At 69.2% G+C, this 12,959-nt stretch carries 12 protein-coding genes and 1 pseudogene; 11 read left to right on the forward strand and 2 right to left on the reverse strand.

Annotated elements, in window-relative coordinates; all coding sequences use genetic code 11:
- From GEV07_13905 to GEV07_13915, 3 genes and pseudogenes are all read left to right on the forward strand, one after another.
- Window positions 1-182: IS1182 family transposase (locus tag GEV07_13905; GenBank protein MQA03759.1), on the forward strand; the 182-nt coding region annotated here is incomplete at its 5' end.
- A gap of 64 nt (window positions 183-246) precedes the next feature.
- Window positions 247-843: a hypothetical protein gene (locus GEV07_13910; protein MQA03760.1), complete on the forward strand. Its 597-nt coding sequence runs from the start codon at window positions 247-249 to the stop codon at window positions 841-843.
- Window positions 840-1,609: pseudogene (locus tag GEV07_13915) on the forward strand (crotonase/enoyl-CoA hydratase family protein). Before GEV07_13910 ends, GEV07_13915 begins: the two are co-directional and overlap by 4 nt.
- On the opposite strand, the gene GEV07_13920 reads toward GEV07_13915, so the two are convergent.
- Window positions 1,596-3,149, reverse strand: a complete 1,554-nt coding sequence (locus GEV07_13920; protein ID MQA03761.1) for an AMP-binding protein — start codon at window positions 3,147-3,149, stop codon at window positions 1,596-1,598. The pseudogene GEV07_13915 and the gene GEV07_13920 overlap by 14 nt on opposite strands.
- Window positions 3,150-3,349: 200 nt before the next feature.
- Between GEV07_13920 and GEV07_13925 the strand changes: the two genes are divergently transcribed.
- Genes GEV07_13925 through GEV07_13960 form a run of 8 tightly spaced genes read left to right on the forward strand, consistent with a single transcriptional unit; the run spans window position 3,350 to window position 12,095 of the window.
- A complete protein-coding gene (locus GEV07_13925) occupies window positions 3,350-4,483 on the forward strand; it encodes an acyl dehydratase (protein ID MQA03762.1) in 1,134 nt (377 codons plus the stop codon).
- 18 nt (window positions 4,484-4,501) lie between these two features.
- On the forward strand, window positions 4,502-5,377 hold the full coding sequence (locus tag GEV07_13930) for a hypothetical protein (protein ID MQA03763.1): 876 nt from the start codon (window positions 4,502-4,504) through the stop codon (window positions 5,375-5,377).
- Window positions 5,374-6,381: a hypothetical protein gene (locus tag GEV07_13935; GenBank protein MQA03764.1), complete on the forward strand. Its 1,008-nt coding sequence runs from the start codon at window positions 5,374-5,376 to the stop codon at window positions 6,379-6,381. The genes GEV07_13930 and GEV07_13935 overlap by 4 nt, the downstream gene beginning before the upstream one ends.
- Window positions 6,374-7,087 (forward strand): ATP-binding cassette domain-containing protein, encoded by a 714-nt coding sequence (locus tag GEV07_13940; GenBank protein ID MQA03765.1) that lies wholly within the window; start codon window positions 6,374-6,376, stop codon window positions 7,085-7,087. Before GEV07_13935 ends, GEV07_13940 begins: the two co-directional genes overlap by 8 nt.
- The gene (locus GEV07_13945; GenBank protein MQA03766.1) at window positions 7,074-7,859 is read left to right on the forward strand and encodes an ATP-binding cassette domain-containing protein; all 786 of its coding nucleotides are present in this window, start codon (window positions 7,074-7,076) and stop codon (window positions 7,857-7,859) included. Before GEV07_13940 ends, GEV07_13945 begins: the two co-directional genes overlap by 14 nt.
- Window positions 7,860-7,873: 14 nt before the next feature.
- The gene (locus GEV07_13950; protein ID MQA03767.1) at window positions 7,874-9,055 is read left to right on the forward strand and encodes an ABC transporter substrate-binding protein; all 1,182 of its coding nucleotides are present in this window, start codon (window positions 7,874-7,876) and stop codon (window positions 9,053-9,055) included.
- A 42-nt stretch (window positions 9,056-9,097) separates the two neighbouring features.
- Window positions 9,098-10,183, forward strand: a complete 1,086-nt coding sequence (locus tag GEV07_13955) for a CoA transferase (GenBank protein ID MQA03768.1) — start codon at window positions 9,098-9,100, stop codon at window positions 10,181-10,183.
- The gene (locus GEV07_13960) at window positions 10,044-12,095 is read left to right on the forward strand and encodes a hypothetical protein (GenBank protein MQA03769.1); all 2,052 of its coding nucleotides are present in this window, start codon (window positions 10,044-10,046) and stop codon (window positions 12,093-12,095) included. Before GEV07_13955 ends, GEV07_13960 begins: the two co-directional genes overlap by 140 nt.
- Before the next feature lie 6 nt (window positions 12,096-12,101).
- On the opposite strand, the gene GEV07_13965 is transcribed toward GEV07_13960, so the two are convergent.
- A complete protein-coding gene (locus tag GEV07_13965) occupies window positions 12,102-12,887 on the reverse strand; it encodes a helix-turn-helix domain-containing protein (protein MQA03770.1) in 786 nt (261 codons plus the stop codon).
- Window positions 12,888-12,959 lie beyond the last annotated feature (72 nt).

Consider the following 12,959-nt stretch of genomic DNA (forward strand, 5'->3'; position numbering starts at 1 on the left):
ACACCCCCAGAGGTCGCAAGACCTACAAGAAGAGAGCCGCCAGCATCGAGCCCGTATTCGCCCAGATCAAGCACAACCGCAGGATCCGAAGTCTCTTCCGTCGAGGGCTCGCAGCGGCGGACAGCGAATGGAAGCTCATCTACGCCACCCACAACCTGCTGAAGACCTACCGGACGGCCTGACAGCCCCACCGCTCGCCCGAATCGCGGACCGACCTCGACCGGCCAGCCAGCAGGCACAACATTCGTGCGACAGCCTCGCGGCAGCGGTTTCCTGCAACGGTTCCTCGACCGGCACGGCGAGGGAGTGCACCACCTCACCTTCGTCGTGCCCGACGTCGAGCAGGCGATCAGGCAGGTGACGGAGCTCGGACTCACGCTGGTGAGCACCGACCTCGCCCACCCGCCGTGGCGGGAGACGTTCATCTTCCCCGACGCCGTGCACGGCGTGGTGATCCAGCTCGCCGACTCCTCGGTGGGTTACCCGCCGGTCGAGGAGCTGCTCGCCACCCGCGACCGCGACCCGTCGTGGGTGCCGAACAACAGGGAGGGCACCGACCCCACCTGGTGGGACTTCATGTGGGACGTCGAGCCTGGCCCGACCGCCACCTTGCGGTCGACGACGCTGCGTTCCACGGACCCCGAGCTGTCGCGCCGGCTCTTCCATGACGTGCTCGGCGCGGACGTAAGGCAGGGCGACCACGGGACGGAGTACCTGTGGCACGGCAGGGTGCTCGAAGTGCTGCCGGCCGACGTGGCGGGCATCGACCGTCTCACCGTGGCCGGCAGCCCCGTATCCACCGTTCGGATCGGCAACGCCACACTCGTCCGGGAGGACGCATGACAGAACCACTGGTCCGTCGCGAGCGGCCGGCCGACGGCGTGCTGGTCGTCACCATCGACCGCGCGAAGGCCCGCAACTCGATCAACGACGCCGTCGCCGACCAGCTCGCCGACGCGTTCGGCCAGCTGGACGAGGACGAGTCGCTGCGGGCGGCGGTACTCACCGGAGCCGGCGGCGGCTTCTGCGCCGGCCTCGACCTGAAGGCGTTCCTCGCCGGTGAGACCGGCGAGCACCAGGAGCGCGGGTTCGCCGGGCTCGTCCGGCAGCCGCCGCGCAAGCCGCTCCTCGCGGCGATCGAGGGGTTCGCGCTCGCCGGCGGCTTGGAGGTGGCGCTCGCCTGCGACCTCGTCGTCGCCGCAAGCGACGCACGGTGGGTATCCCCGAGGTCAAGCGCGGACTGGTGGCCGACGGCGGCGCACTGCTGCGGCTACCGGAGCGACTACCGCGCAACGTCGCGATGGAGATGGCACTGACCGGCAACGAGGTGCCGGTGCCGCGGCTGCACGACCTCGGCCTGGTGAACGTCGTCGCCGAGCCCGGTGAGGCGTTGGCTGCGGCGCTGGATCTCGCCGCGACGATCGTCGCCAACGCACCGTTGGGCGTCGTCGCGAGCAAGGACGTACTCACCCGTGCGGGCAGCTGGCCGGCGGACGAGAAGTGGGCCAGGCAGGCGTGGCTCGTCGAGCACATATGGACCTCGGCGGACGCACAGGAGGGCGCGACCGCGTTCGCGGAACGCCGGCCGCCGAAGTTCACCGGTCGCTGACGCCCGCTGCCCCGGCCTCCGCGTCGCGGAGTGCACGGCGGTTGGTCTTGCCGTTCGGCGTCTTGGGCAGGTCGGTGACGAACTCGACCTGTCTGGGGTACTCGTGCGGGCTCAGCTCGGTCTTCACCAGGTGCTGCAGAGCCGTGACGAGCTGCTCGTCCGCCGTACCCGACGCGACCACGAACGCCTTGACGATGTGACCCCTGGTCTCGTCGGGTACGCCGACGACCGCCACCTCGGTCACCTGCGGATGGGTGAGGAGCACCCGCTCGACCTCCAACGGGCTGATCGTCCAGCCGGAAGAGATGATGACGTCGTCGGCCCGGCCGGCGTAGTGCAGGTAACCGTCGGCGTCGATCGACCCCAGGTCCTTGGCCCGTAGCCAGCCGCCGCGGCGGAAGACGCTGATCTCCCCCGTGACGCCGACCGCAGCAGGTGTGTCGTCGTCGCCGAGTACGGTGACCCGGCAGCCCGGCATCGGCTTGCCAAGCGCACCTGGCCGTGGCTCGTGGTCGGGGAAGCCGGGGAAGTTCACCACGATCACCCCGGTCTCCGTCGTGCCGTAGATCCCGCACGGCGCCACCCCGGTCGCATCCGTGAAAGCCAGCTGCGCCGCCGCATCGAGCTCCTCGCCGGTGTACGACGCTTTCACCAGGTGACGCAGCTCACCTGCGCGCCCGGACCGCAGGATCATCCGGTAGATCGTGCTCGCCGCCGCCAAGTTCGTGATCCTGAAGTGCACGAGCGCGTCGATCAGGCGGTCGGGCGCGAACCGGCCCGACCAGGCGCCCACGGCCACACCGAGCGACCACGGCGCGATCGTGCCGTGCCACAGCCCGTGTCCCCACGCCGGTGACGACGGGCAGAAGAACCTGTCCCCAGGCACGATGCCCGACCCGAACAGCGCGGCACGCATCAGCGTCACGACCGAACGGTGCTCGTGCCGTACGGCCTCGGGCAGCTGCCTGGTCGTACCGGACGTGTACTGCAGGACGGCCGTGTCGTCCGGCTTCGTGGTCGTGCGGTACTCGCTCGGGTGGGTGTCCAGTTCGCCGGTCAGGGCGTCGTCGAAGACGACGTACTGCCAGTCCAGGTGCTCGACCGCCGTCTTCGTGGTGGCGTCCACGATCACGCAGCTCGCGTGGCAGTCGTCCAGCCGGTCGCGCAGTGCCTCAGGGCCGAAGAGGGTGTACAGCGGCACCGCGACCGCACCTCGCTTGATCACCCCGAACAGTGCCGCGTAGAACTCCCGCGACGGCTCCATCATCACGCCGACCCGGTCGCCTTCCCCGATCCCACGGGCCGCCAGGTAGTGCGCGAACTGCGCCGACCGCCTGCTGAGATCACCGAACGTGGGCTCGTCGTACCTGCCGCCGGCGAATGCGATCCGCGCCGCCGTCTCGCCGGCCGGATGGCGGTCCAAGCACTCGTGCGCGATGTTCAGCCAGGTCTGGTTCCCATCGAACGCCGCCCACAACCGGTCCCAGGAGAACTCCGTCACCGCCTCAGCAGCGGTGGCGTAACGCGGCCAGCTATCCATCCGTCACACCCGTTCGAGGTTCGTATATACGAAGTATCGTATGTATTCGAGAACGAGTGTTGTTGGGCGTGCGCATGGTCGTCAAGAGCAAGCACACAGCAGCTAGCAACTCGAAGACCTTGACGCCCACCACGCCGCGCCTTACCGTCAGAGAACTTCTTCATGCAGAACTCGGGTTCTTATATAAGGACGGAGCGTAGATGTCGGAGACGATGGAGCTCGCGACTACGTTTGGCCGGATCACCGACGAGGCGCTCGACCAACTACGCCAATCGATCGGCCGGCAGGTGCGTCGCGGACAGCCGTACATCGAGGAGCTCAACGCGGACGCCATCAGGCACTTCGCGTACGGCATCGGCGACTGCAACCCGCTGTGGATCGACCGCGACTACGCAGCCGCCACACCGCACGGCATGCTCGCTCCGCCCACCGCCCTGTTCGCCATGGACAAGATCCTCAGCGGCTACGTCAGCGGCCTCCCCGGCGTGCATGCCATGTTCGCCGGCACCACGTTCCGCTGGCTGCGCCGGCTACGCGCCGGTGACCGGCTGCGAGGCACGGCGAAACTCAAGGACCTGATCGAACGGCCGAGCAAGTTCGCGGGCAGGTCCGTACAGCAGGTCTACGAGATCACGTTCACCGACCAGGACGGCGAGACCGTCGCCGTCACCGAGTCGTACTGCTTCCGCACCGAACGCGACGCGGCACGTGAACGCGGGAAGTACTCCGGCGCGTCGGCCGAGGCCGCCAGCTGGAACGCCGACCAGCTCGCCGAGATCGGCGCCGCCTACCGCAAGCAGGAGGAAGTGCGACGCGGCGCCCGCCCCCGCTACATCGACGAGGTGACCGTAGGCGAGGAGCTGCCTCCGTTGCTCAAGGGGCCGTACACCGCGACCACCGCGGTGTCGTACCTGCTCGGCTGGGGCGGGCTCTACGTACGCAGTCACGGGCACGCCTTCCAGCTCTACGAGGACCACCCGGCGCTGGCCATCCCGAACGAGTGGGGTGTGCCTGAACCACCGGAACGGGTGCACTGGGACCAGGACCTCGCCCAACGGGTCGGCGTTCCCGGAGCGTACGACTACGGCCCCGAGCGCGTCGCGTGGATGGGGCACGTCGTCACGGACTGGATGGGCGACGACGGGTTCCTCGCCGAGCTCGACGTGCAGGTGCGCAAGCACAACCTGATCGGCGACCTGGTCACGGCGAGCGGGACAGTGGCCGAGGTCGACACCGAGACCCGGCGGGTGCGCCTGGAGCTGCACGCCAGCGACCACCGCGGCGACGAGTCGGCGCGCGGCAGCGCCGTGGTCGTCCTACCGGAGCGTCCGTAGCGGACCCACTGACGAGGGATGCGCGCCATGACTGCAGCGCTGCAGTTGCTCGTGAACGGGGTCGCACTCGGCTCGCTGCTCGCCGTCGTCGCGTTCGGGCTGGCCTTGGTGTTCGGCGTGATGGGCGTCGTGAACTTCCTGCACGCCGAGTTCCTCACCCTCGGCGGCTACGTCACCTACTTCCTCGTCACCGGCACGGGTGCGTCCCCGCTGCTCGGCGTCGTCGCGGCGACAGCGGTCGGCCTGGTCCTCGGCTACGGCGTCCAGCGCACGGTCATCGCGCGGGTCAGCAACAGGCCACCACTGGAAGGACTGCTGCTCACCTACGGGTTGTCCGTGGTCGGGCTCGGCCTGATCACGTACTTCTTCACCGGTGACTTCCGCAGCTACCCGGCACAGTTCCAGGGCGCCCTGAGCATCGGCGGTGTGAGCGTCGCCTTCCGCGACCTCGTCGTGCTGATCCTCGGCGCGGTCATCCTGTTCGGTGCCGGCGCCCTGTTGCGGTGGACGCGCACCGGCGGCGCCATGCGTGCCGTGGCGCAACACCGGGACGCTGCCGCCGCGTGCGGCATCAACCTGGTGAAGATCGACGCACTGGCGTTCGCGCTGGGTGGCGGCCTGGGTGCCGCCGCCGGCGCCATGCTGAGCACCAGCTTCGTCACCACCCCTGAACTCGGCCAGCGCTGGCTGCTCATCGGGTTCGTGGTCGTCGTCCTCGGTGGTCTCGGCAGTCTCACCGGCGTGGTGTACGCAGGGCTCGGCATCGGCGTGCTCCAAGTCGTGCTCGGCTACGTGCTCGACGACACCTGGGCCCAACTGCTGATCTACCTGCTGCTGTTCGTACTGCTCCTCCTCCGACCGGGCGGGCTCGCCAAGAAGCTGGAGCCGGCATGACGTCAGTGAGCAAGACCGACAGCGCCACCGCGCAGGAGCCACCGCGGTCGTCGGGCGGCACGCGCTCCCGCAGGCGCGGTTACGGCGCGGTGGTCCTGCTGCTCGCGACCGCCGTGGCCGGGTCGCTGCCGTGGTGGGGAGTGGACACCCACGTACTGTCGGTCGGCTACACAGTGGCGTTCTACGCCGCCGTCGCGCAGTCGTGGAACCTGATGTCCGGGTTCACCGGCTACATCTCGTTCGCACACGGCGCGCTCGTCGGCATCGGCACCTACGCCGGCATCCTCGCGATGAACGCGGGCGGGAACCTGCTCACGGCGGTGCTCGCCGGCGCACTGGCCGCGGTTGCCGCCTCGGTGCTGATCGGCCTGCCCAGCCTGCGACTGCGGGGCATCGCGTTCGCGTTCGCCACCATCTTCTTCCAGGCCGCCATGCTGCTCGTCGTACAGAAGGCGGGGCCCATCACCGGCGGGTCAGAAGGGCTCGCCGCACGCGCCATCGTGTCGCTGGAGGACCTCTTCGTCACCATGGTCGCGATAGCCGGCATCGCCTCGGTGCTGGTCTACGCACTGCGCCGGGCACGTCTCGGCCTGCGGCTGTTGACCATAAGGGAGGACGAGACGGCGGCCAGGACGATCGACGTCAAGACCGTCCAGCTGAAGCTCGGCGCGTTCGCGACCAGCGCACTGTTCGCCGGCGCAGCCGGTGCAGTGCACGGCTTCTTCCTTGCCACCGTGTTCCCGCAGAACGTCTTCCACCTGCGCACCTCGCTCGAACCACTGGTGCTGGCCCTCATCGGCGGCGCGGCGAGCACCGTCGGCCCGCTGGTTATGGCCGCCGTGTACGGCATCTCGCAGGACGCGCTGCAGAGCCTGGGGTCCGAGCTGCACCTGGCCATGCTCGGCGTCATCCTCGTCGTCGCGGTGCTCTTCGCCCGCAACGGGCTCGCCGATCTCGCGACCCGGTTGTGGCGGCGGCTGCGGGAGAGGGGGAACCGTGACTGAGACGCTGCTCGACGTCCGCGACGTCAGCCTGCGCTTCGGTGGCGTGCGCGCACTCGACGAGCTGAGCCTGTCCGTCACCGACGACCACCACCTGTGGGGGCTCATCGGCCCGAACGGTTCGGGTAAGACGACGCTCTTCAACACGGTCAGCGGGCTCTACCAGCCGCAGGCGGGCGCCATCACAGGTTCCGCCGTACGACGCCGCCGCGGCACCGTTCCCGACCTGGGCCGCACGTTCCAGCACCCACGGGTGTTCGGCCAGCTCGACGTGATCGAGAACCTGCTCGCAGCCAGTGCCGCTCTGCGCAAACGGACCGCCGAGGAACGCGCAGAGGAACTGCTCGAGCTGCTCACCCTGACGCACGTGGCCAACCGGAGAGCCGGCGAGCTCTCCATCGGTCAGCAGAAGCTGGTCGAGCTGGCACGCACCCTCATGCGGGACCCGAAGCTCGTACTCCTCGACGAGGTGGCCGCCGGGATCCACCCGCGGCTGCGCCGCGAGATCGCCGACCACCTGAGGAAGCTCGCCGCGCAGGGCACGCACTTCCTCATCATCGAACACGACATGCGGTTCCTCATGGAGCTGTGCACCCGCGTCTTCTGCATGGCCCACGGCAAGGTCATCGCGGTCGGCTCACCCGTCGAGATCCGTGCCGACCAGCGCGTCGCCGACGAGTACCTGGGCAGGGGACATGAGCGAAGCTGACCGCGACCCCGTACTCCGCCTCGACGGCATCGAGGCGGGCTACGGCGCCTTCACCGTGCTGCACGGCGTGGACATGGCCGTCCACGCCGGCGAGACCGTCGTGCTCATCGGCGCGAACGGCGCAGGCAAGTCGACCGTGTTGCGCGTCGTCGGCGGATTCCTCGCACCGACGAAGGGCTCGGTTCGTCTCAGCGGCGACGACGTGACGAAGCTGCGACCACACCAGATGCTCGCGCGTGGTTGCGCCTACGTCGCCCAGGGGCAGGACCTCTTCCCCGAGATGACCGTCATGAAGAACGTCGAGATGGGCGGCTACCTGCTTCGTGACCGGGCGTTGCTGCGGGAGCGGCTGGCCTTCTGCACGGAGCTCTTCCCCATGCTCGGCGAGAAGGCGAACATCAAGGCCGGCGGCCTCTCCGGCGGAGAACGCCAACAGCTGAAGATCGCGCGAGCACTGGTGACACGGCCACACCTGCTGCTGCTCGACGAACCCACCGCGGGACTCTCCCCGCTGCTCGTCGACCAGATCTTCGACGACCTAGCCACGATTCGCGAGCAGACCGACATCGCGATCCTGCTCGTCGAGCAGAACGTGGCCAAAGGTCTCGAGTACGCCGATCGCGCCTGCATCATCGACCTCGGCGCGATCACCGTGGACACGGAAGCGGAACAACTACTGCACAACTCGCTATTGCACGACCTCTATCTCGGCGGCGAGCAAGGCTCTGCCGCACAACTCCCGTTGCCGGAACAGCCACCGGAACGCGGATAGGAAGGGAGCGTCAGATGAAGCAACGTCGCTTTGCCGTGACAGCTATCGCAATGGCGGCCCTGGTGGCCGCGAGCGGCTGCCAGGGCGCTGCCCAGGAAGACACCATGCGGATCGGTGCAGTGCTCTCGCTGACGGGCAAGTTCGCGCCGTCGGCGAAGTACGTGGAGGAGGGCTACAAGTACTGGGCCAGCCAGGTGAACAAGAGCGGTGGCGTGGACGGCAAGAAGGTCAAGCTCGTCATCCGCGACGACAAGAGCGACCCTGCGACGTCGGCGAACCTCGCCCGCAAGCTCGTCGAGCAGGAAGACGTCTCGTTCATCCTCGGTCCGTACGGCTCGGGTTCCACCGACACCATGGCGGCCGTCGTCGAGTCGCTGCAGGTACCCATGCTCGGCACGATCGCATCGGAGGCCGCGGTGTGGGAGAAGCGCCGGTTGAAGTGGACCTTCCAGGCGTTCCCCAGCTCCACGTACGACCACGAAGCGTTCCTCGCCGTGGCGGAAGAGGAAGGCTACGAGCGCATCACCATCATCAACGAGGAGATCGGTTTCTCCGTCGCCGCAGCGAAGTGGGCGAAGAAGGAGGCCGCGAAGCACGGGATGAAGGTGCAGTCGCTGAGCTACCCGTCCGACGTGCAGAGCTTCAGCTCGATCGTCGCGAAGATGAAGAGCTTCAAACCCGACGCGATCTCGATGGGTGGCTACTACGAACCGAGCATCACGCTGACCAAGGAGATGGTCAGCAAGAAGCTCAACGTGTCCGCCTATCACTTCATCCAGTCCTCCGACGGCGTCACTGCCGAGGCGCTCGGCGATAACACCGAGGGCGTGCTCGGCCGGTCTTCGTGGGAGCCGCAGCTGCCGACCAAGGGCAACAAGAAGTTCGTCGACGGCTACCAGGCGATGTTCGACCGCGAGCCCAGCTACCACTCGGCCGCCGCGTACGGCGCGGGTGAACTGGCGCAGAAGTCGCTCGAGGCCGGCGGCGACGACGCGGACAAGGTGCGCGAGTACCTGGCCACCAAGGAGGTCGACACCGTCGCCGGCACGTACAAGGTGAACGCGAAGGGCCAGCAGACAGGCCTGCGCTACGTCGGCACGCAGTGGCAGGACGGCAAGAAGGAGATCATCTGGCCCGAGGAGGACGTCACCGGGGACGTCATCGCTCCCAAGCCGAAGTGGTCCGCGGCAACGTAGACCGCATACGAACACCACCACCGACCTACAGGAGGACGCACCATGCAGGAGCCGGGCATGCTGGCCGGCGTATTGGTCGTCGACGCGTCACAGCTGTTGCCCGGCCCCTGGGCCGCGCAGGTACTCGGCGACATGGGCGCCGAGGTGGTCAAGGTGGAACCACCTGGCGGGGACGGCGCGCGCAGCATCCGCGGTGACCTGTTCGCCGCTACCAACAGGAACAAGCGCAGCGTCGTCATCGACCTGAAGTCGGACGAGGGGCGCACGGAGTTCCTCGACCTGGTGCGCGGTGCCGACGTGGTGATCGAGGGCTACCGGCCCGGCGTGGTGGAGCGGCTCGGCATCGGCTACGACGATGTGCGCGGGGTGAACCCGGGCATCGTGTACTGCTCGGTCTCCGGCTACGGCAGGGACCGACCGGACAGCCTGGTGCCGGGCCACGACGTCAACTACCTCGCCAAGTCGGGCATGCTCTCGTTCAGCGGTCACTGGGGCGAGGAACCGCGGCGACCCGGGTCACCCATGGCCGACCTGGGCTCCGCGAGCTACGCGGCGGTCTCGATCGTCGCTGCGCTCTTCGACCGCACCCGCAGCGGCGAGGGGTGCCATCTCGACGTCAGCATGACCGACGTGATGGCCTCCTGGGCCGCCGCACGCGGCGGACGCCGGCTGGAACGTACGGCGGACGACCGCAGCCACCTCTACCCCACCAACGACACCTTCGCCACGAGCGACGGCCGGTGGATCGCGTTGGGTGCCGTCGAAGAACGCTTCTGGGAGGCGACCCGCCACGTGCTCGCCACCGTGGAGCCGGACCTCGCCTCGGACCGGTTCTCCGGCCTCGAGGCACGGTTGCAGCACGGTGACGAGCTGCACGAGCTGGTCCACCGCGCGTTCGCCCAGCACGACCTGGACACCTGGCTGGAGCTCTTCGCGGACACGGATGCGCCCGTCAGCCCGGTGCTGTCACTGGCCGAGGCCGCCGAGCGTGAGCTGGCCACCGACAGCGGTCTCGTGCAGTGTCTCGACGACGAACGGCACGTGGTGTTCCCCGTGCGGCGCAACGGAACGGTCATCGGACAGCTGCGTTCGGCCTCCCCCGCACTCGAGGACACGGCGCGTGGCTGAGCTGCTCGACGGCCTTCGGGTCGCGGTCACCGGCCGTTCGCTGCCACTGCTCGTGGCAGCCTCGTGGTTCACCACGCTCGGCGCCACCGTCCAGGTGCGCAGCACGGCGGACCAGGACGAGGACGTACGGCTGTGGCTCGGCGACTTCGACCGACTCGCCGACCAGGCGACGGCGGACGTCCTCATCGCGGAGCACGGCGCAGACACCGGCGGCGTGCAGGCACCTGTCACCGTGCGCTACGCGGGGAGCAGCAGTACAGCATCCGAGCCGCGCGCCGAGCTGGACGGGCGCGCACTCGCCGCCCGTGGCGGCGCGGCGATCGCGATCGGCAGTCCGGACCGCCAGCCCCTGCCGGTGCCGGCGGGCTGCCTGGAGCACATGGTCGGCAGCCACCTCGCCGGCGCCGCGCTCTCGGCGCTGCTGGACGGCACGTCCGAGGTCGAGGTCGCCGGCGTCGACGTCGTGGCCTGGAGCGTGGCCACGAACACGAACCTGTACCTGCCCTACGAGTCGCAGTGGCACCGGGCCGGGCGGCGGGCCAACGGCAGCGGCGGCGGCTACCCGTACTCGATCTTCGACGTCGCCGACGGGCAGTTCTGCCTCATCGGGCGTACCCCGCGGGACTGGGCCGCCCTCATGACCGCCGTCGGCTCACCGGCATGGGCGGACGAGCCGCGGTACCAGGACCTCCGCGCCATGGGCCGCGACTACCCGGCCGAGGTGGACGACCTGCTCGCGCCGTCGCTGCGCGAGCTCACCCGCGCCGACCTGGTCGCGCTGGCCGCGCAGCACGGGTTCCCCGGCGGTCCGGTACGGCGACCTGACGAGGTGCTGCACGACCCTGCGGTGCGGCACCGTACCCGCACTGCGGTCGACGGCACGACGGTCCGCACACCGGCCGCACCGTTCGACGTGGGTCAGGCGACAGGCACCCGCGAGCTGCCGCCGTTCGCTGACCTCCTGGTGCTCGACCTGTCCTGGGTGTGGTCCGGCCCGGCGGTCGGGGTCGCGCTCGCCGACCTGGGCGCGAACGTCGTCAAGGTGGAGAGCTCGACCCGCCCGGACAACAGCCGGCTGCGGGGCAGGCCTTCGCACCTGACGCTCCCCGACGAGGCGCCCGCGCTCGAGGTGACGCCTTACTTCCACGCGGCGAACCGCGGCAAGCGCAGCGTCGGGCTCAACCTGCGCACCGACGCCGGCCGCGGGCTGCTCGCCGAGCTCGCTGCGCGCGCTGACGTGATCATCGAGAACCTCAGCCCGGGTGTGATGGAACGGCTCGGCGTCGCCGCACACCAGGTGCACGAACGCAATCCGGAGTGCGTGTACCTCTCCATGCGCGGCTACCGCGAGCATCCGAGCACCGCCGGCCTGCGTGCGTACGCGCCGGTGCTCTCCGGTGGCGCCGGCATCGAGGCCCTGGTCGCGTACGACGGCGAGCCGGCGATCGGCATGATGACGTACGGCCTCTCCGACGCGAACGCGGCGAGCCAGGGGCTGCTGCTGGCACTCGCCGGCCTGTACGCGCGGCGCACGCGCGCGGTCGGCACGGCGGTGACGCTGTCACAGCTCGAAGCGGCGGTGTGCGCCAACGGCCTGAACCTCGTACGAGAGCAGCGCGGCCGGCGTACGGCATTGCGGGAACTGGCTCAGGACGAGCCGGTGGTCGGCTTCGCCGACCTCCCGACGGCACCGTGGACCAGTCATGACCTCGTCACGACCGTCAGCGCACCGTGGCTGGGGCAGCTGCAGGTCTCCCGGCTACCGTGGCGCAGGGACGGCGACCTCCCCGCGGCCGACGCGCCTGGCCCCGTCCTCGGCGCCCACACCAGGGCCGAGCTCGCCCGGCGCCTGGCTCTCGACACCGACCACATCGACGACCTGGCAGAAACCGGCGCTGTGGAGTGCGCCTGACGCCGGTCAGGGCAACTGCGCGCTCACCCGGCTCGCGGCCGCCTTCACGGCCTTCGACAGGCGCGGGAGCAACGGGACCAGTCGGTCGCTGGGACCCGATACGGACAGGCAGGCGATCAGTTCGTCGCGTTCTCTGATGGCGGCGCCGACGCCGCTGAGACCGGGTTCGGTCTCGTTGCGGTTGACCGCGATCCCCGTCCTCGCGACCTCGTCCAGCTGGGTGAGCAACGCCTTGCGGCGGCGCTGGTTCGTGACCCGCTTTGCTACGTACGCCTCCCGGTCGACGCGGTCGAGCTCGGCCAGGTAGATCTTGCCCATGCTGGTGAACAGCACCGGCCGCCTGGTGTTGATCCGCGGCACGTACTTGATCAACTGCCGCGACTCCTCGGCGGCGAGGTAGACGATCGAGTCGCCCATCCGGTGGCCGAGGAGCACCGTCTCGTCGAACTCGTCGCGCAGCTTGCGCATGGTGCCGGCGGCGACTTCCTCGAGCAGCGGTCGCTCGGTGGCGCCGAGCAACGCGTGGAGTGCCGGCCCCAACGTGTACGCGCCGTCGACCTCCGTCAAGTACCCTACGGATACCAGGCCCTTGAGCAGTCCATGAACAGAGGACTTCGGCGCGTCGAGCAGTTCGGCGAGCGTGCTCAGCCGCACACCCGCGTCGTCGATCGCCGCCGCTTCCAAGATCGCGGCGACCCGCCCGACCGTACGGTGCCTCCGGGTCAGCAGGGCAGGGTCACGTCGTTGAACCATGCTCATCCTCAGCTCGCTGAGTGCGGTCAGGATTAGCATATAGGAACATGTGTTCTGTTATACGTACGCTACTCTCGGTGGGCGGCCACCGTCCCCGGGCGCGCCCCGGAT

This window comes from Streptosporangiales bacterium, assembly GCA_009379825.1.
Taxonomy (GTDB): Bacteria; Actinomycetota; Actinomycetes; order Streptosporangiales; family WHST01; genus WHST01.

Coding starts and splice junctions, on each gene's coding strand:
- GEV07_13965 (MQA03770.1), bottom strand. CDS start 12,887: ATGCTAATCCTGACCGCACTCAGCGAGCTGAGGATGAGCATGGTTCAA.
- GEV07_13930 (MQA03763.1), top strand. CDS start 4,502: ATGCGCGCCATGACTGCAGCGCTGCAGTTGCTCGTGAACGGGGTCGCA.
- GEV07_13925 (MQA03762.1), top strand. CDS start 3,350: ATGTCGGAGACGATGGAGCTCGCGACTACGTTTGGCCGGATCACCGAC.
- GEV07_13920 (MQA03761.1), bottom strand. CDS start 3,149: ATGGATAGCTGGCCGCGTTACGCCACCGCTGCTGAGGCGGTGACGGAG.
- GEV07_13935 (MQA03764.1), top strand. CDS start 5,374: ATGACGTCAGTGAGCAAGACCGACAGCGCCACCGCGCAGGAGCCACCG.
- GEV07_13945 (MQA03766.1), top strand. CDS start 7,074: ATGAGCGAAGCTGACCGCGACCCCGTACTCCGCCTCGACGGCATCGAG.
- GEV07_13950 (MQA03767.1), top strand. CDS start 7,874: ATGAAGCAACGTCGCTTTGCCGTGACAGCTATCGCAATGGCGGCCCTG.
- GEV07_13955 (MQA03768.1), top strand. CDS start 9,098: ATGCAGGAGCCGGGCATGCTGGCCGGCGTATTGGTCGTCGACGCGTCA.